The following is a 19,257-nucleotide window of genomic DNA, read 5'->3' as shown; positions in this document are numbered from 1 at the left end:
AAAAATATTAGTGTATTAGGCTTTTATTCATGCGTAGATGTGACATCCTTCGAAGAAATATTCACGGTTACCAGCCTTTATTTGCTAGTAGTTCAGCTTCTTGAAGCTGGAATTATTCAGCATTAAGCATATCTTTCTAGGAGGAGTATTCTTGGTGCTTATGTTTCCTTGGAGTTAGAGCAGAAACTCATTTATAAATGTGAAATATCAAATCTCAGATTTCAAGTCTCAAGATAAATTAAAAGCACTGCTAGTTATCGAGCAGCTAGTTCTCAATTTGTTTAACTTTGACCTCTTAGTCTCATTCGGAAAATAATTCAAATTTCCCAACCAGGTAAATTTAGGAGGGGTTGGAGGAATCAGAAAAGTTTTACCCGTAACAAATAACTTCAGTTAACAACAAGTAATAATTAATTACTGATTTTCAGTTCTTAACAATTTAATGGGATAATTAAAATTTCAATTTTTTCAAATTCCGGTTTATTCTTAGTTTTCGAGTATTTATCCCTCAAATTGCACGTAAATCCTATGTCCATTTCCAAGGAAGAAGCAAAGCAACTTCTAGAACGAATGATTTTTGAAGACACACTACCTCAAGACTGGGTGCAGGATGTTTGGGGACTAAGTCCATTGTTAGGTGATGGTGCGGCAAAATTATTCGATGCTTTTGAAGCTTTAATTGATTGTTGTCCAGAAGCACAATTGGAAAATTTAGTTCAAAGTCTGTATCAAGAACGCGTCGATAATTCGTAGGTCAACTTGTAGATTTTACTTCTTAACGTATATTTACAAAATTTATACCTGTGATGGTTAACAAATGCTTTATAGCTTCATGTTTAAATCTCCATGATTTAATCTTCCCGTTGAAAGGGAAGAATTTTATTTTTTTGCAAGCACTAAATAATTATTAAGTATATAATTATCATCCTAAAGTTTTTATCCATAAATTATTTTTTGGAAGTATCTAATAAGATTTTCCAAGATAAAAAGGATAAAATACCTCCTTGTTATTTTTAAGTTTTATAGATTTAGAATCGATTCCCCCGCGATCCTGAACTAAAGAATTAGTCCGAGCAGTTCATACTGTAAAAGCTTAAGCCTGTAAAAGCTCAAGCAAACTTGCTTGTACAGAGTTTTAGTAGTAAATACTGCCGAATTACACAACCATTTCACCTACAGGATGCATCTATTAATATGTTTCAGTTGGGAATCGGATCGCGTTGCTTGGAAGTAGAATCCAATCAATTTGGAGTTGAATCACATCCAATTGCACCAGTAATTCATCCTTGGTTAGCATTGTTTCCATTTTCTTGTTTTATAATGATGGATCGTGTTGACATAAAACAAAATAATGCCCAAACTCAAGAGTCGCAAAGCAGCAGCAAAAAGGTTCCGCGTTACTGGTAGCGGTAAAATTGTCCGCCGTAAAGCTTTCAAGAATCACCTTCTGGAAAAGAAAACTACTGGTAAAAAACGCAAGCTATCAAAAACAGTGATCGTAAATGAGCGCGATGCTGATAACGTTCGTGGTATGCTTCCATATTTGTAAGTCTCATAAGGAAGTATTAAATAAAAAAAGGATTGAATTATGACAAGAGTAAAGCGCGGTAATGTTGCTCGCAAACGCCGCAAAAAGATTCTCAAGTTAGCTAAAGGTTTTCGCGGTTCCCATTCAACTTTATTTAGAACTGCGAACCAACAGGTAATGAAGGCGTTACGCTATGCTTATCGCGATCGTAAGAAGCGTAAGCGTGATTTCCGTCGTCTGTGGATTACCCGAATTAACGCTGCTGTTCGCCAACATGGTATGAGCTACAGTCAGTTTATGGGCAGTCTGAAGAAAGCTAACGTTCAAATTAACCGTAAAATGTTGGCTCAGATGGCAGTTTTAGACCCGGAAGGTTTCGGTAAAATTGCTGAAATAGCCGGTCAAGCTAAAGCATAAAAGGAGTAACGGATGAATAACGGATTTTACAATTTAAAAAGGTTTAATCCGTTACATCTGCTACTAGTGACGGCGATAATTTGTTTGTTAACCTTTTTCTTTGTATTTGCAGATAATGGACTTGTAGCATCTGCTGCCGAGTTTAAAAAAATTCAAGAACGAGGTTATATTACAATTGCTGTCAAAGACAATTTACCTCTGTTGGGATTTAAAGATTCAAAGGGCGAACTCCAGGGACTGGAAATTGATTTAGCTAGGCGTTTAGGATCAGACTTACTCAATCAACCCGATTCAATAAAGCTTCAACCGGTAGGGAATCGAGAGCGTCTTTCAGTAGTTGTGGATAATAAATTCGATCTTGCTATTGCTAGAGTTACAGCTACTGAGTCGCGATCGCGAATAGTAAGTTTTAGTTTCCCTTACTATTTTGACGGTACAGTATTAATTACAAAAAACGCTTCAATTCAAAAATTAACAGATTTACAAAAACAGAAAATTGCTGTACTTGAGAAATCCAGTACCATTGCTCCGGTGCGTTACTATTTACCTGAGGCTAAATTAGTCGGAGTAAGTTCATACTCGGAAGCTAAAGAGATTTTGGATAAAAATCAAGCTGTTGCGTTTGCAGCAGATTCTAGCATCCTTGCGGGGTGGGTCAAGGAAGATCCAAGTTATCAAATTCTTGAAACCAGAATTTCCACAGAACCATTATCTGTTGTGATGCCGAAAGGTTTGCAATATGCTGAATTGCGCAACAAAGTAAATCAAGCTATTACTGATTATTTGAAAGAAGGTTGGTTACAAAAGCGTGTTGAGTTTTGGGATTTACCTGAATCCAAGTTTGCAGGGGCGAAATTCAGGAGTTGGAATCAAGAATAATTTTCTGTTATTAAGCTGTTTTAAATAATTGTTTCAATCCCTGATAGGGATTTTATAGTGTTTCAACAAATACTCGAAATTGCTCAGTCAGATAAAATAATTGTTTCAATTCCTGATAGGGATTTTATGGTGTTTCAACATTCAACAGTTCTCTGTAGAAGCCCTACTATATTTAGTTTTCGAGGTACATTTGCGCCAACCTCGTCTAAAATATTGTTTCAGCCAAAGACTTGTCAATAACATAACTTCCAAAAATGGCTCAAACTATTACAAGTAAAGGATTTCAGGATTTGCGCCAACCTCATAACGAGCAAAAATCCCTCAAAGCCAGACAGAGCTATCAATTCAGTCCTTAGTTTTAGTATATGATTTTCAACACCCACAGGTTGGCGCAAAGACACAGCAAATAAATTGATTTGTTATACTGAAATACTATTCGAATAATATCATCATCAAAACTTGAGAAATAACTGCCAGAATTTAAACCCAATACCTAATCCCCAGTCTCCAGTCGCCAGTCGCCAGTCGCCAATCCCCAATCCCCATATGGCTAACGCCACGCTATGCTAACGCCGTTAGGCGCGGGCTCACCCCAATCCCAAATTATTGTGAATGAGAATTTAAAATAGGTATATTGAACTTGTTAAGAAATGTAAGGTTATTTGTCACATGGCGGATCACTTAATTCGTGCAACAGCAGCAGATGATGGTATTAGGGTCGTTGGGGCGATTACAACACGCTTAAGTGAAGAAGCAAGAGTACGTCATAAATTGTCGTATGTGGCAACAGCCGCATTGGGTAGGACAATGACTTCAGGCTTATTAATGGCTTCCAACATGAAACGTCAAGAATCAAGGGTCAATGTAAGAGTTAAAGGTGATGGTCCACTGGGCGGTATACTTGTTGATGCCGGTTTGGATGGAACCGTACGTGGATTTGTGGAGAATCCATCTATCGAATTGCCCCTAAATAATATTGGTAAGTTAGATGTTGGTCGTGCTGTAGGTGATGGCTATCTCTACGTAGTTCGTGATGTTGGCTATGGATATCCTTATTCGAGCACCGTTGAATTAGTATCTGGGGAAATTGGTGATGATGTTGCTCATTATCTTTTAAATTCCGAACAAACCCCTTCAGCTTTAGTGGTGGGAGTTTTTGTTGATTCTACTGGAGTAACCGCCGCAGGTGGTCTTTTAATCCAAGTATTACCAAAAGCTGCAAGAGATGAAGCCCTTGTTACCAAGTTGGAATCCCGCGTTGCTGGACTATCTGGATTCACACCTTTATTACAATCTGGCAAAAATTTAGTGGAAATTTTTCACGATTTGTTGGGAGATATGGGATTACAAATTTTCCCCGATACCCAAATATTGCGTTTCAACTGTAAATGCTCTTTTGAGAGAGTTTTAGGAGCATTAAAAATGTTAGGAGAAGCTGAACTTCAAGATATGATTATTAAAGATGATGGTGCAGAAGCAACCTGCGATTTTTGTGGTACAGTTTACCAGGCAAATAAGGAGCATTTATCACAGTTAATTGTAGATTTACAGGCAGAATCCTCGGCTTCCCAAGGATAAAGTATAAAAGGGAACTGTGATTTCCCTTTGTTAATGGTATCTGTGGAAATACAAGCTTTAAAATTTAAGGTAGCTTTTTCTATCTAGAGAAAGTTACTATGGCAACAACAAAAATTAGATTTTAAAAGATAAAACCGTTAAATAATTATTTTGGTGTGGGAAAATGACAGAGCGGGAAATTCCAGAAAATTGGCCGCCAGCCCGAGCAGGAGAATCACAGGGAATAGATGGATTGTCCCAGGTTAACCAATCCGGTCAGGTTTACGGTTCTGGTATACCTACTACTGGTTCAACCTCACAATCAGCACAACAACAAAAACAGAATAGTCTGGAAAAAGCTGTATCGAAAGATATTTCCGCAGCTTCAAAACATAAAAGTAAAGTTACGAAAATACCAGGTTTCTTAAAAAGTTGGGTTTTGTGGGCAGTTTTGCTCACTTTTGTCCCTGGTACAATTGCTTTCATGGCAATGTCGATGCTTTTGAAGTTGCCTTCTGCTCCCAACTGTCCGTCAATTTTTTGGCCTCTCGCCAGTGCTTCTGTACGGATACATTGTGCTCAAATAGCAGCTTCTAAGAATACAGTTAACGATCTGCTACAAGCAATTTCCTTGGTTAAACATTTACCTCAAAATCACCCCCTGAGGTCAGAAATTGAAACAAGCTTAAAATTATGGTCCCAGGAGATTTTGGAATTAGCAGACGAAAGCTTTCAAGAAGGGAAAATAGAACAGGCGATTGCAACTGCTCGCAGAATACCGGATGATATGCCTGCGTATAAATTGGTAGAAAATAAAATAGCCGATTGGCGTTCCACTTGGTCAGATGCAAATGACATCTACAAAAATACGGAAGATCATCTGCGGGAAGCACGCTGGCAACAGGCATTTATGAGCGCTGCTAAACTGTTACGCTTGAATAATCGGTATTGGACGACTATTAAGTATGATGAATTAAATAACATCATAACAAAATCACGGGAAGATGGAACTAAGTTAGCACAAGCTGAAGATGCGGTTAAGGGTAAAAGTATAGATAAAATTCTTCAAGCAATTGAGACCGCACAAGCGATTGAGAAAGATAGCTATATCTATCAGAAGGCGCAAGAAGCAATACCAAAATTTGGACGCCGGATGTTAGAACTTGCTAAGGCAAAAATTGAGCAAAAAGATGCTGATGAAGCAATATACATTGCTCAAAAAATTCCTGAAATTCCAGATCTGCAGACAGAAGTTGAAGACTTTATTGCTTTGGCTGATGCTCAAAGAAGTGCTTGGACTGGAAGCGTATCCGGTTTGGAATTAGCAATTTCTCAAGCCCAACAAATTGATAGTTCTAGAAGTAATTATCAGGAAGCTCAGCGATTAATTTCTCGCTGGCAATTGGAAATTGAGGATGTTGGGCGCTTAGAAAAGGCGCGGACTTTGGCACTACAAGGTACATTAGTCGATCTAAATGCTGCGATCGCAGAAGCTCAATTAATACCTGCAAGCAATCCCCGCTCTCGAGAAGCTAGACGGGAGATAAATAATTGGCGTGCGCGGGTACAAACAATTGAGGATAGACCATATTTAGATCGAGCAGATCAACTAGCAATTCTACAGGATATTAACTCCTTAGAAGCTGCGATCGCTGAAGCAAGTCAAATTCGACGAGGTCGTGCTTTGTATCCAGAAGCGCGTCGCAAAGTTCGTAAATGGCGAGCGAAGGTTCAGCGCATTCAAGACCAACCTTACTTAGATCGAGCAAGGGCTGTTGCACGCAATGGTAACTTAACAGAAGCAATTAACATTGCCCAACAAATTGGTCGGGGAAGGGCGCTACATGGAGAAGCTCAAAGATATATCGTAGGTTGGCGAAGAGAAATTCAAGCCAGAGATAATTGGCAACAAGCAAAGGCTATTGCACAGAGAGGAACAGCAAATTCCTTATCACAAGCCATTCGAATTGCACGAAGAATACCGAGAACAAGTTTCCTCCGCACTGATGCTAATCCAGCGATCGAACAATGGAGTCGGCAAATATTAGATATTGCTCGCTTTCAAGGAAATTCTGATATTGTTCGAGCCATTGAAACTGCTAGATTGGTACCGCGAGGAACTGCCGCTTATTATTCTGCTAGAGACCAAATTCGTAGATGGGAAAGATTACTCAATCCCGAACCAGAAGTGACCCAACCTGCGGTTCAAGAAGTACCTACATTACCATCTGGAGAACAAGAACAGCAGGAGTAGTTCGTAATTCGTAATTTGCAATACCTAGCGTAAGCGTACTGTAAGTATTGCCCATTAACTGTAGCCCTTAAGGGCGTGGCGTTAGCCATAAACTGATAACTGCTCATTCTGCAAAACCATCACAAACTACTCGCAAGCCGATGTGATAAGGATTACTGTCTGGTATACCCCTTAAGCGACTAGCAGAACGACAGGAATCAGGAAAACTGTGCCACGAACCACCACGCAGTACTTTCCTTCTAGTTTCGCTAAATTCTATATTAGCTGTGCTGTCTGGGAGGGTAATATCATAGTTTTCGCGCCAGTCATCTTGACACCACTCCCATACATTACCGTGCATATCATATAAACCAAAGGGATTTGCAGGAAAAATACCAACATCTGTTGTTTGCTGGCGATATTTACCTTTGGGACCTCCGGCATAACTACCTTTATACTCTATATCCTCATCAGCCCAATCCGTTCCTCGATAATTTGCCAAGTTCATCGAGATTGTTTCACCAAAATAAAATGGAGTCGTTGTTCTGGCTCTACAAGCATATTCCCATTCAGCTTCCGTAGGTAAGCGCATATTCATCTCAGTGTGAATACTTAATCTGGCACAAAACTCCTGCACATCGTTCCAGGATACCTTTTCAACGGGTCGAGCCAGACCCTTAAAATATGATGGATCTGGATCTAAGTCAATTTTAAGTTTGGGGAAACTAGCAACACGTGCCCATTGAGCTTGGGTTACAGTAAACTTACCCATAAAAAATGATTCCACCATGACAGTTTGTAGTGGTCCTTCATTCTCTAATCTTTCTAACTCCCATGCTGGCGAACCCATCATAAATTGACCGCCGGGAATTGCTACCATCTCCTTTATTACACCCTTGCCTAAATCTAAAGTAAAAAATTCGGCTGTTCCTTTTTTCTTATAAAGCTCGCAGGTTTTCCCCATTCCTAAAAAGCGCGATCTAACATAGGCTATGGTTGCAAACTCAAACTCAAACGACTGAGTCTTAATTTTTGCTGAAAGTTTTTCGACCAAAGATGCTGGAGATAATTCTTTTGATGATAGTTCCCTCTCTCCGATTTCCTCTGTAGAAACTAACTGTTGCTTCACAGGGTAAAACTCTTGTTTGTCTTTTGACTTACCAAAATCAGCAGGCAATTTCGCTTGTAGAATCTTATGATTTCCAAGCTCAATCGGAGAAAACTTCGGGGTTATGCTTGGGGAGTTTTCCTGAAGTTTTTTAATAACATATTCATGCAAATCATCAATATAAAAGTAAGCATCTTCATTTTTATCGACAATAATTTTTTCAATACCTTCTACTAAATAGCGGTGATAAATTAATAGCTCTGAAACATCTGGGGCAAATAAATATGGTTGGGGAAGGTTATCAGTAACAACTGCTGCTCCCCTTACAGTAACTGACTGTTGCATGGTTGCATTAACAACATTGTTGCTTTCTGAACTTTCCCCATGAATATCCGTAAAGTGACTGTCAAGGATGACGATTTGTCGTTTGGAAGAACTGCGGTTCATGCTTTCATGTAATATTCCGGCAGCTAATGCAGAGGAGCGAATCAAATCCCCAGTGTAACTTCTACGCGTTGTACTACTTGAAAGGTAAAGTTTACCTCCACTATCTTGAATACAATGACCGGAGTAAAAGAAGAAAATCAAATCACCACTTTGAGGGTAAAGAAATAGGTTTTCAATCTCTTCCTCCATCATTTGTAGATTTGGATTTGTCAATACTTTGATATCTTCTTCTGCAAAACGACCAGCTTCCGAGCTTAATAACACTCGTCGTACTATATCAACATTATCTACTGTGCTTGGTAGCTGCTCTAAACCATGTTTATACTCGCTAACTCCAATCAATAGCGCCTTGTTTGCCATTTTAAATTCTCTAATTAAATTTTATTTATCTAGATTATAAAAAATAGTTGTATCATCCCTTGGAGTTAGCTTTAACCCAATAGAGCCAAATCCAAAAAATTATTTCACTTCGGATATACGAATTACTTATTTAGTTTGCCGTCAAATTTTTATTGTCTATTCTCTTACTTTAAGTAGTTTTTCCTCTGCTAGTTATATTACCCATAAATTGGTTGTTTTTTGGAGTTTATATTCACAGGCAAAAATAATTGAAAAACTGTGGCGTTAGCTATCAATACTTTTCAATAAATACTTTTTAATTGTTTTTTGTATTGACGTAATATTCTACATTGATGTAGGTCAATAAATTTATTTCTGAAGGTATATCTGCAGCAATTGTCTCTTCCTCTTGGCACATTCCTACACTTCTTCTCTATCGCCCAATTAGTTAACCGTTAATTAACCTTCTACCGAGATAGGAGTAAGCTATTTGCGTAGTTCTATATCCAATGCTCCAAAAACTACCACCTTCCCGAAACTGTTCGCTCAGAGAAATAAAGAAAGCCAACCCTATGAAATACAGCTTCGATCATACAAACTGGATTGGGAATGCGGGTTGACTTTTAAAACAGAAAGAAGGTTCTTTTAGATTCAGTGTAAGGCTTATCCTTTACAGAAAAATCCGGAAAAGTTGAGGAAAATCCAGTCTTGGATTGGTAAATGTTTCACATAAGTTCATAAAACTTAATCCAAGCGCCTCTCTCTTTTGCTAATTTTTCGCTTCCAAATAAAAATAATCCTCAAAAAAATATAATTTCCTCCAAAAACCCTTGACAGTTTCTGAAAGTAGCTGATATGTTTATACAGGAAATAGCATTGGGGTGTCGCCAAGCGGTAAGGCACCGGGTTTTGGTCCCGGCATTCCTAGGTTCGAATCCTAGCACCCCAGTTTTTAGAGAAAATTACATTTATGAATAAGTATCTTATTGGATAATTTATATTTCCACTAAGATACTTATTGTTTTTATGAATGAAAATAATCGTACTCAGGTTTTATTAAAGATTTTCTCACCTTTAATAGCGATCGCGTTGGCATTGTTTATAGGTGGGATCTTAATTTTGATCGCTGGTGCTAGCCCAATAGCTGCGTATACTGAACTAATTCACCAATCTCTTTTTACTTTCTTCGGGTTTGGTGACACTTTAAAAAAAATGACACCATTGCTATTTACTAGCTTGGGAGTCATGATCGCTTTACGGGGAGGTTTATTTAACATAGGTGGAGAAGGACAAATCTATTTAGGTGCGTTAGGAAGCACTTTAGTTGGACTATATATTTCCGGCTTACCCGCTTTTATTCACATTCCATTAGCGCTTTTCGCCGGTTTTATTTTTGGTGGAATTTGGGGTTTAATCCCTGGTTACCTTAAAGCGATACGAGGTGTAAATGAAGTTATTGCTACATTATTGCTAAATTATATTGCAGTAAATTTAATTAGTTATTTGGTGCAAAATCCACTCAAAGAAGTTAACGCACCCAGCCCATATTCTCCTTTAATTGCAGATTCTGCACGCTTACCGGTAATTTTTTCTGGAGGTTTTGTTCATATTGGTATTTTGTTAGCATTAATTGCCGCAATAATAATGTGGGTGTTATTAGAGCTTACACCGTTGGGTTATCAAATTATGGCAGTTGGATTTAATCCCATCGCATCTCGCTATGCAAGAATTCCTGTAAAGCGCACTATGATTTTGGTCATGGTTTTCGCCGGTGGTTTAGCTGGTTTAGCTGGAGCTTCAGAGGTTATGGGGTTAAAATATCGTTTATTTGAACAGGTTTCTCCCGGTTTTGGTTTTGACGCGATCGCAATAGCTTTTCTTAGTCGTGGTAGTACGATCGCTGTAGTTTTGATTTCCTTGTTCTTCGGTGCTTTACAAAGTGGTGCGCGGGCTATGCAAAGTGTTGCTGGTGTACCTGTCACTATTGTTTATGCAATCCAAGGTTTGATGGTTTTATTTATTGCGATCGCTTTAGCAATTGAGAGTTGGGTAAAGTTCTCCAAGCCGCAAACGTAAAATTTATTTTTTAAGGCTGATTCTTAAAGTTTGTTTTCAAATATTATTTTCAGAACTTATACCAATTTGGAAAAATAATGAGACAGATAGATTTTGTAGAGACGTACCCAGAGCCTGCGGCGTCGGCGTTAGCCTCTGGTACGTCTCTACCGGAGAATCTGTTGCAATGATTTATTGAATTGGTATTATTCCCAAGGCTTATTTTCAAGGCTTATATTAAAAGCTCACATTCATATTGATATATATTTATTATCCTACCAATGCTATGAATTAAGAACCAAATATTTTCATCTATCCAAACTAAATTCAATATCTAAACTAAGCAAAAATATCAATAAAAATTGTTCTTTTCATTATTCCGAAATCCTAATTTATTCTCGTGTATATATAAACTATCAATAGATGATTTTTACTACGTATTAATTCAGATATGTTTTCATATATTTTTATCGGTAAATGATATTTTGATAATAAAAAAATATGCGAAATTCAAAATATCACATTCCCAAAAATCACATTCCCAAAAATCATATTCCCAAGAATCATAGTTTCCCAAGAATCTATTTTCCAGTATATATCAATCACAGAAAATAATCTATAGATACCTATATAGATAAACTGGTATAAATAAATTAATTTACTAAATTAATCTACATCTCAGAATAACTAAATAGTAAATTCACGCTAACACAAATTATTCATAACAATGTTAGTGCAATTTTCGGTAGGAAATCATCTGATTATTTATATTTCACAATTACATTAAATTTATTCCCTAGGATTACCAAATGAATATTTCTACTTTTGCAGATAAGCTAGAAAAAATAGATTTGCAATTAGTCGCAGATAAACTCATGTCATCGGAATATGGTTATGGGTGGAATATAGAAAAAACCCAATTAGCGATCAAGCGGTACAAAAAATTCTTAACTCTTCAATATCTTTATCCCAATTTTGAGTTAGTTCCTAGTAAAGAAATTGATGCAGTGTGGCACGAACATATTTTAGTGAATACATACCAATATATTCAGGACTGTCATTATCTATTTGGATACCTATTACATCATCGTTGGACTGATAGTAAAAAGGATATCGTAGAAAGCCAAAAAGTAAGAAGAGCTTTTATAACAACTAAACATCTATTTATGGAAATATTTGCAGAGGATATTTTTGGGGAAACTAATTTTGAGGCTGCACCTTGTGTGGATTTACCCATATCTTCCGAAGCTTCACTGCAGATAGGGGCATGTGTTAACTTACCAAAATATTCATTTTCTGATGATGCATCTAGTTACGAAAATTTCCAAATACTTTCATAGTTTTATATTCTCATATGCTTTAAAATATAACCTTAAAGCATAAATACTTTTTTATTTTAGCTCCTAATCTTTAGGCTTTAATTAGAAAATAAAGACTGCATTTCTTTTGCTTCTGTAACCATTTTAAGGCTTTCAAAACCTTCAGCAGCCTCTTTCGCTAATCGTTTCGCTTGGGTTAAATTACCTGTTAGTTTTTCTAATTTAGCAAATGTTGCTTTATGAAAAGCAATGCTACGTTTATCTTTATGTCTTTGTGCCATTGGTAAGCTCAATTCTAGTAGTTCCCTTGCTTCCTTGAGGTTACCTAATATTACTGCAATATCTGCTAACCAATTGTGCATCGCTGCAGTAGCTCTTTGCCATCCAACTTTTTTAGCTTGTTCCAATGCTTGTTGGAAAATAATTTTACTTTCTTCATAATCACCACTTTGATAAGATATTCGTCCTTGGTAATAAAGAATATGAACTTGTTGTTCTTGAGATTCTACATCCGATAAGGAAGCTTGCTGTAATAATTCTTGTTCTATGGTTAACCATTCTTTTGCTTGCTGCAATTTTCCCTCTTGAATATATAGAATTGCCATATTTGCAGCTAAATCTAATTGAAACTTAATTGTTTTATGATGACGTAGATGCCAAGCTTCTTGGAGAAGCTTTTCTCCTTCTTTTAACTGACTTTTTTGGCGAATTCTGATTAAAGTAGATGCGCGATCGCATATTGCTTCCACAGCTGTAGACCAATCACCAGCTTGTTTTGCTGCTTCAATTAACCAAGCAGCCCAGTCCAAACGTTCATCCCAATAACCGCGAATATGAACGTAACCTTTAATATGTTGCCAAATTGCAAGGAAATCAGCATAGCGACCTTGGAACATACACCACTCCAACACACACCGAAGATTTTCCCATTCAGTTTCTAGATAACCATAGTCAACATGCCATTCTTTCCAGTTAGAAGTTCCATAAGCCTCTGAAAATTTAACGTACCAATTTACCCATCGCTGTCGTAATTTTTGAGCAAATTCACGGTGGGTAGTTAATTCTGCTAAAGCGTACTCACGGGTAAGATTAAGTAAACCATAACGCCCTTCCTGCTGATAAGCTAAAGAAAGTTGCTGTAATTTTGCCAGACCTCGATTTGTAATAATCGGATCTGAATTTTCAAAAGCTACGCCAGCAGCTGTCTCTCTAGTTACAGGTTGTACGAACAGCGATAGAGTCATAAGTAAATAATGAGGAGGCTGATTCTTCAAAGAATTTACCGAGCCTGAAAAACAAAAACGAGCTACATCTCCTTGTGGATCTTTGATTTGTGGTAAAACATCTTCAAGGATGTAACCTGCGGCAATCTGACCGATAGCGTAAATAATAGCTGCTGGAATACCACTGACTCCATCAAATAATTCTTGAGATTCCGTCGGATTTATCGTTACGCTTTTTTCTTTGGCTTCATGTTGAATCAGGCGTAAACCATGTTCTCGGGGTAGACAACCTAGGCGAATAGGTACAAATAAAGCTTGCTCGCGGGTGGTAATAATCACCTTGACTGTCGGTGGTAAATCATAAAGCAAGGAGAGTACTTCCTGCTTATCCTCAATGGTTTCTAAATTATCAACAATTAGTAAAGTCCTGAGTTGAGATAATTTTTGTCGAGTTATCTCTATTTGTTCTTGGAGAGGTAAATTACTAATTTCTGAAATATCTAAAGTACGAGCAATTTCTCGACATATTTCTCTGAGGGTACGCTCCTGAGTCAATCTTGGTAAAAGACCAATAGAAGTTAAGTGATTTTGTTTTGCAGATGTAAAAATTATTGCTTCAAAAGTTGGGATATCTGAGATAAAACCTTGATTTAAGCTGGTTTCAAAGCAGCGATAAGCAACTTCTACTGCTAAAGTTGTTTTACCTACCCCACCAATACCATCAACGCTAATTAAATGAGCAGAATGTTGAGGACTTAGTAGTTCCATCAACCTGATAATTTCTCGTTCGCGACCAACAAAAGCTGTGTATTCTCTTGCAGGTAAGTTTTGAAAAATACGAAATTCTTCGGGCTTTGGAGTAAAAGTATACTCTCCTTCAGTTTGTGAGAAATTAGCAATATTCTTTTTCGCCGTAGCTTTTTCAAGGTTTTTCTGAGGATACTCTAACTGTCTTAATTTATTATTCAAAAAGATTCTGAGGCGATTTTCCTTACCCCGACTACTCCCACTAATATTTAGTTTTTTGTAAACTTGTCCCATTCGCTTTAAGCAAGCATCAGCAGAAGTACTTAGTTCTGCAGCAATCTCTTCATAACTTTGACCTTTCCCTAAACGTAATAGAAAAACAGCCTCTTGCTCTGGAGATAATTCATGCTGGTGGGCGATCTCAGTCAGAAAATCATGTGGCAACATTAGTCACAAAATTATTTTGATTGGTTATTTTCCAGTTTACTAAAATTTTCTGAATATTATCAGAGGGTATAAGAGGACAAGTATGTTTATTCTTCATTAATGAGTCATTTTAGGTACTTAATTTTGCAAGATTACGGAATAACATAGCTGTTAATTTAAGAATAAACAAGACTTATACCAACAAACAATAAACTTATTAAATTTATCACTCAGAAAATATACTAACCTCGTTTATACTCCGAATTAGCCTAACCAAAATAGAAAATAAAATTAAAAATATAGTACGCAAAGCTTTTTCAAGTTTAGTGCTACCCTTACTCAGGTATTTCCCATATGAGACTACCGTTGATTATTAAACATGAAAAATTCCTAATTTTCCGGCAGATAGAGGTAATATCGATATCCTAATTCAACCGCATTCAACTTGAAAATTTGATTTGTGTTCAATCCAATTAAAACAATGAAACTTGATACGAATTTCACGCCAAAATACTTTGTCATAATTAAGCATTATTAGATTTTAGGAACTTACTTCATAGATGATGCAAATAAATCTTGGAAAGTTACTCTGAATTTTTCTATCTTCAATTCCAGGTTTGATTCTGCAATGAATTATTACAAATTCTGAAAAAATATATTTATTTTCCAAGAGTTAATTTCTCTTTAATTTTGTACAGAATAATGCCAAATTAAAGGTTGAGCAAAAGTTAAAGTAAGTATAAATCCCTTACATTTGCAAAATTATTTTTTTGATTCTCTTAGAGTATTTAATTTTTGCAAAATTATTAGTTCACTAGTGCCTTTTTTTATCTTATACTCTTCACAAACACGTATATACTTACTGATTAAGAAGGATAACACGTAATTAAAAGTATAAAATTAAAATATATTTCCTGCTTATTATCTTATCGTTGGGAACTAACAGAGGATTTATGAGTCTTTTTTTATGTTATTTATGAGGTATTCTGAAATAAATTATATTTTGGGGCTAAGGCAAAAGTAGAATCAATACTTAAGATGAGAGTATAAATGCTCGTCATAGATTTTAGCCAATAAGCAAATTATGCAGAGATGCTTGCAGGAAAATACTAAACACCAGTCCGTCTCTCATTTTGTTCCACTAAAGATTTTTTGAGTGAAAATGTAGCATGAAAAAACATCTAAATGATAAAGCATCACCTGTCGTTTTATTAGTTGATGGTCATGAATTATCTTTGATTAGAACCAGAGATTTACTAATCTCCTGTTATCCAGATGCTAAGATTTTTACTGCACAAAGTATTGAAGATATCCTCAACAAATTTCCAAAATTAAAAATAGACCTTGTGGTCATGGATATTTTGCTTCCAAACAGTCCTGGAGAAATTCCTCAGACTAGTACAGGAATCAATTTTCTTACTCATCTACTCGATAATTATCCCAAACTTAATATAGTTATCCACAGCGAACAGATTAAATCGCTGGTGCGCATTAAACAAAAAATTTATTCTCACATAGGAGGTTTTACTGTTGCAGATAAAACCCTTGCAAGTGAGGAATTAATCACTAGAGTAAGTTGGGCTTTAGAACAATTAACTTATATTAAAGATATTAAAGATATTAAATGTCTTGATTCTAATTTAGAACTCAAACCAGAATGGCTTAAACTGGTAAACCTCGCATTTCGAGAAGGATTTAAAGATAAAGTAATTGCTAAACATATGTGCGTATCGGAACGCATGGTTCGCCATTACTGGGATAGAGTACAAGAAGCTTTGAATATAGATTGCGAAGAATTAAAAAATCAAGGTAAAAATTTGCGAGTCATAACCCAGATCAGAGCAAGAGAAGCAGGTTTGATTGATTAATTTTCTAGCCATCAAATTATCATTTACGATTGAGCCTTATAATCGATTCTATAAACAAATTAGGTATGAGGCGTACTCCTAGTTTAGGAGCAACGTCTAGATGATTACTTCACTTTTTGCTACTTTTTCACCCATTCTCTTAATTTCTCAATTTCTCTAACTCGATTTTAAATGGGCGAACTGGGAGTAATTAAAGTCAGAATAATTTAACAAACTCAAATTAAAAGGAATTCACCTAGGCAAGAGATTTAATAATACCCCCTCACATAGGTGAATCATCATATTTAATTAAAGATTACTTATTTCTTCAGGTTCATAGGAATAAATCCAGCTTCTTCAATTAAGGTATGTCCTTGATTTGTATTAAATAACTTTGTATAAGCTTGTGCAGCTTCGTATTTATTTTGCTTTTCCGTTACATCCAGTTCAGAATTTCCATCAACTTTAGTAATCACATATAATGGTCGCGATATCGGATAACTATGACTTTGAAAAACTTTGATATCTACTCGATTACGTTGTTGCGGACACTCAGAAAATGGAACAATGGGCTTTTGATAAGGAGAAATCAAATGGTCAGATTTTCGTCCCAACGACAAAGACTTGACATTGCACTGGGGAACAACTTCTGAAGCTGTTGCATAATAAATACCTCCAGGATTAGCTGCTATATTTTTCAACCCTTGTGTGGTGGTGGGAATAAATTTAACGTTATCACCAAAATTTTGGTCTCTAAGGACTTTATGCTTAAAAAAATCAACTGTTCCTGATTCTTTTATATTACGAGAATAGGGTGTTATTGGTAAGTCCAAAGCACTCAATTCTCGCCAATTACGAATTTTACCGGTGTAAATATCCCTTAGTTGGGTAACAGTTAAACCAGGAATTTTGAGATTGCGGTTTACAGCAACAGCAATACCGTCAACAGCAATAGGAATTTGTATGAGTTTAAAACCTTTTTCTTTTGCTATTTGACGTTCTTTATCTTTTAGACTCCGAGAAGATAGAGAAAAATCAAGCTCACCATTCAAAAGCATTTTTATTCCAGTCCCAGAACCAGGAGGTTCCGTACTGGAAGTAGTATATTTTAATTTGAAGTGAGGATGTGTACTTTTTAGTGTCTGCTCAAATCTTTCGCGTATTGGAGTCCAACTAGTACTACCTCCATAACGCCATGTTCCCTTTGGAAGACTTATAAAACTAAAATCGCTTTTTTCGTTTGTCTTTTTTACTACCCGCTTTTCTCCAAGAGGTATGGTAAAAGGAGTTTTATAAATATAAAATAGGGTTGAACCTATGAGCGCAGCAAGTATGCTCATATAAAAGAAATAACCCGGGTTTGTAATTAAATACTTACGTTTTTTTGTTTTTTTGCTTTTCCTGAATATCATTGAATTAAATTTTTTCCCGTCAGTCATTTCTTGCCAATTTAATGTATCTACATCTGGTAACACGCAAATTATTGGTAGCCAAGTTGCACCAGGGAAACAATCATCATTAAAATAATCTAACTGGAAATGTTCTAAGTGTTTGCGTGCTGTGTGGACTGCATTAAAAATAGATTTATTATTATAAAATTCGTTGAAAAAATATTTAAAAAATTCTACCGCGACCAGATCTGGTACCGGCTCGCGCATGACAATGGAATGAGGTAAGTTTAATTGTGCTAGTTGATTGGCTAGTCCTAAACCATCACAAGAATTAAAAATTGCTAACTGTAAACCTCTATTTATTGCTTCTCGCAAAGCTTCTTTAAACTGCTCTATCTTTAAGCTATGTTTATCATTTAGCTCAATCCAACCAATAGTACCATTATCTCCACTTCCACTATGTCCTGTGAATACAAAAATATGGTAACCCTCCTCATCCCATAAAGCTTCACATAATGACCTAGGGGTAGGTTTGATTAAGCAAACAACTTTTGCTCCATGATTTTCTAAATCCTGAATTATTTCTAGATCTTCTTGAGTATTAATACCATCGCTTCTACCCACAACAACTAAAATTCTCATGTTTTTGCTTTTTGGCAGAATCTTAATGGTTGTTTTATCTGAACTTTTCGCCAGACTCAGGGCAATTTCCGTCTGAGGATAGTATTTTTCAAAAATATTCCATTCTTGCCAAGGAAGCCTTTGTAAATCAATATCCTTGGCATCAATAAGGACAAAAATTTCTTCATTGGTAGACTCCAGTTTTTGTGAAATTTCTATTAATTTGTCCCGAATTGGTTGCCACCTCGGGTCGCCACTATTAAGCCATTGGTTAAGGTCTTTCCTTACAACTGCAGTATGTTCAAAGCTAGAATATCTTGCCACACTTTTTGGCACAATCCGGGTACCAGGTTTGGGAGCAATACAGGAACGTACCGAATCTATTTGGCGATAAGATGATTGCCATTTGCTTAAAGATGATTCTAATCCTGGAGGTAATGGTGGTAAAAATCCTTCAGTTTCAATTTCTAGTTGTTTTTCTGTTAGATCTATATTCCATCCCTGTTGTGAATTTCCTCTAAGTTTAAGTTTGACAAGCACAATTGCCGTCTCCTTTACTGTTATGCGTTACTGTTATGTGTTCAAACCACAAAATCTTTTTTAATGGTTGTGTCTCCTAATATCAACATGACACTGAATTTTTCTTCATGTTCGCAACTAAACTCTAGTTGAATCCAATTGTCGATGTTTCTCGACAGAACTTTCATACAAGGATTTTGGGTTTCATCAAGGATTACCAGGTGTAAATCTGCAGGCAAATGGGTTTTATCTTCACTAGAATAAATTCTAATTCTAATATCAAAAACATCACTAACATTAGAAGTTAACTGCACTATCTCTAAATCAGTTGCATCAAATATTGCTCTTAAGCTTTTATGCCAATTCTCTCCTGTAAGTGTAGTTTTTATATTTAACCATGTAAGATAACGATGTACGGCATAAACCGCTATAGTATTTAAATAAACTTTTTTACTTTTCTATAAAGAATATTAGTATCCGCTCAGTAAATCGGGGTAAGAAGAAAAAAGAAGAAGGAACAAATGTAGGGGATGTATCGTAGAATATGACCCATGACGCAAAAACCACCAGAGAAATTAGTGTCCGCATTACTGCAATCGGT

At 36.3% G+C, this 19,257-nt stretch carries 13 protein-coding genes, 1 tRNA gene and 1 pseudogene; 10 read left to right on the top strand and 5 right to left on the bottom strand.

Annotated elements, in window-relative coordinates:
- Positions 1–528 precede the first annotated feature (528 nt).
- The 6 genes from QNJ50_RS24600 to QNJ50_RS24575 all read left to right on the top strand — a co-directional run bounded on the left by QNJ50_RS24600 (position 529) and on the right by QNJ50_RS24575 (position 6,635).
- The gene (locus QNJ50_RS24600; RefSeq protein ID WP_300640836.1) at positions 529–753 is read left to right on the top strand and encodes a hypothetical protein; all 225 of its coding nucleotides are present in this window, start codon (positions 529–531) and stop codon (positions 751–753) included.
- Positions 754–1,351: 598 nt separating this feature from the next.
- Positions 1,352–1,549: a 50S ribosomal protein L35 gene (gene rpmI / locus QNJ50_RS24595; RefSeq protein ID WP_027846478.1), complete on the top strand. Its 198-nt coding sequence runs from the start codon at positions 1,352–1,354 to the stop codon at positions 1,547–1,549.
- Between the two features lie 39 nt (positions 1,550–1,588).
- Positions 1,589–1,945, top strand: coding sequence for a 50S ribosomal protein L20 (gene rplT, locus QNJ50_RS24590; protein ID WP_300640833.1), 357 nt, complete (start codon positions 1,589–1,591; stop codon positions 1,943–1,945).
- 12 nt (positions 1,946–1,957) lie between these two features.
- Positions 1,958–2,824: a transporter substrate-binding domain-containing protein gene (locus tag QNJ50_RS24585; RefSeq protein WP_300640831.1), complete on the top strand. Its 867-nt coding sequence runs from the start codon at positions 1,958–1,960 to the stop codon at positions 2,822–2,824.
- A gap of 669 nt (positions 2,825–3,493) precedes the next feature.
- Positions 3,494–4,402 carry an Hsp33 family molecular chaperone HslO gene (gene hslO / locus QNJ50_RS24580; RefSeq protein ID WP_300640829.1) on the top strand — a complete coding sequence of 303 codons (909 nt, stop codon included), beginning with the start codon at positions 3,494–3,496 and terminating at the stop codon, positions 4,400–4,402.
- 163 nt (positions 4,403–4,565) lie between these two features.
- Positions 4,566–6,635: a chromosome segregation ATPase gene (locus QNJ50_RS24575; protein WP_300640827.1), complete on the top strand. Its 2,070-nt coding sequence runs from the start codon at positions 4,566–4,568 to the stop codon at positions 6,633–6,635.
- A gap of 103 nt (positions 6,636–6,738) precedes the next feature.
- Here the strand turns inward: QNJ50_RS24575 and QNJ50_RS24570 are convergent, their stop codons facing one another.
- Positions 6,739–8,529: an SUMF1/EgtB/PvdO family nonheme iron enzyme gene (locus tag QNJ50_RS24570; protein ID WP_300640825.1), complete on the bottom strand. Its 1,791-nt coding sequence runs from the start codon at positions 8,527–8,529 to the stop codon at positions 6,739–6,741.
- Between the two features lie 856 nt (positions 8,530–9,385).
- Here QNJ50_RS24570 and QNJ50_RS24565 point away from each other — a divergent pair.
- The 3 genes from QNJ50_RS24565 (at position 9,386) to QNJ50_RS24555 (ending at position 11,903) form a co-directional block, all read left to right on the top strand.
- A tRNA-Gln gene (locus tag QNJ50_RS24565) sits at positions 9,386–9,457 on the top strand.
- A gap of 77 nt (positions 9,458–9,534) precedes the next feature.
- Positions 9,535–10,584, top strand: coding sequence for an ABC transporter permease (locus tag QNJ50_RS24560; RefSeq protein WP_300640823.1), 1,050 nt, complete (start codon positions 9,535–9,537; stop codon positions 10,582–10,584).
- Between the two features lie 788 nt (positions 10,585–11,372).
- Entirely contained in the window at positions 11,373–11,903 is a 531-nt protein-coding gene (locus QNJ50_RS24555) for a glycine-rich domain-containing protein-like (RefSeq protein WP_300640821.1), read from the top strand.
- 77 nt (positions 11,904–11,980) lie between these two features.
- Here QNJ50_RS24555 and QNJ50_RS24550 read toward each other — a convergent pair whose 3' ends face one another.
- Positions 11,981–14,299 carry an NB-ARC domain-containing protein gene (locus QNJ50_RS24550; protein WP_300640819.1) on the bottom strand — a complete coding sequence of 773 codons (2,319 nt, stop codon included), beginning with the start codon at positions 14,297–14,299 and terminating at the stop codon, positions 11,981–11,983.
- Between the two features lie 1,148 nt (positions 14,300–15,447).
- On the opposite strand from QNJ50_RS24550, the gene QNJ50_RS24545 reads away from it, so the two are divergent.
- Positions 15,448–16,146: a response regulator gene (locus tag QNJ50_RS24545; RefSeq protein WP_300640817.1), complete on the top strand. Its 699-nt coding sequence runs from the start codon at positions 15,448–15,450 to the stop codon at positions 16,144–16,146.
- A gap of 299 nt (positions 16,147–16,445) precedes the next feature.
- Here QNJ50_RS24545 and QNJ50_RS24540 read toward each other — a convergent pair whose 3' ends face one another.
- The 3 genes and pseudogenes from QNJ50_RS24540 to QNJ50_RS28630 all read right to left on the bottom strand — a co-directional run.
- A complete protein-coding gene (locus tag QNJ50_RS24540; RefSeq protein ID WP_300640815.1) occupies positions 16,446–18,677 on the bottom strand; it encodes a substrate-binding domain-containing protein in 2,232 nt (743 codons plus the stop codon).
- A gap of 41 nt (positions 18,678–18,718) precedes the next feature.
- Positions 18,719–18,970 carry a DUF1822 family protein gene (locus QNJ50_RS24535; RefSeq protein WP_300640813.1) on the bottom strand — a complete coding sequence of 84 codons (252 nt, stop codon included), beginning with the start codon at positions 18,968–18,970 and terminating at the stop codon, positions 18,719–18,721.
- A gap of 12 nt (positions 18,971–18,982) precedes the next feature.
- Positions 18,983–19,102 (bottom strand): annotated as a pseudogene (locus QNJ50_RS28630) (DUF1822 family protein); the annotation flags it as partial.
- Positions 19,103–19,257: the final 155 nt, after the last annotated feature.

Origin of the sequence: Mastigocoleus sp. MO_188.B34, from assembly GCF_030065675.1 — a bacterium.
GTDB lineage: Bacteria > Cyanobacteriota > Cyanobacteriia > Cyanobacteriales > Nostocaceae > Mastigocoleus.
This window is presented reverse-complemented; position numbering and strand designations above follow the sequence as displayed.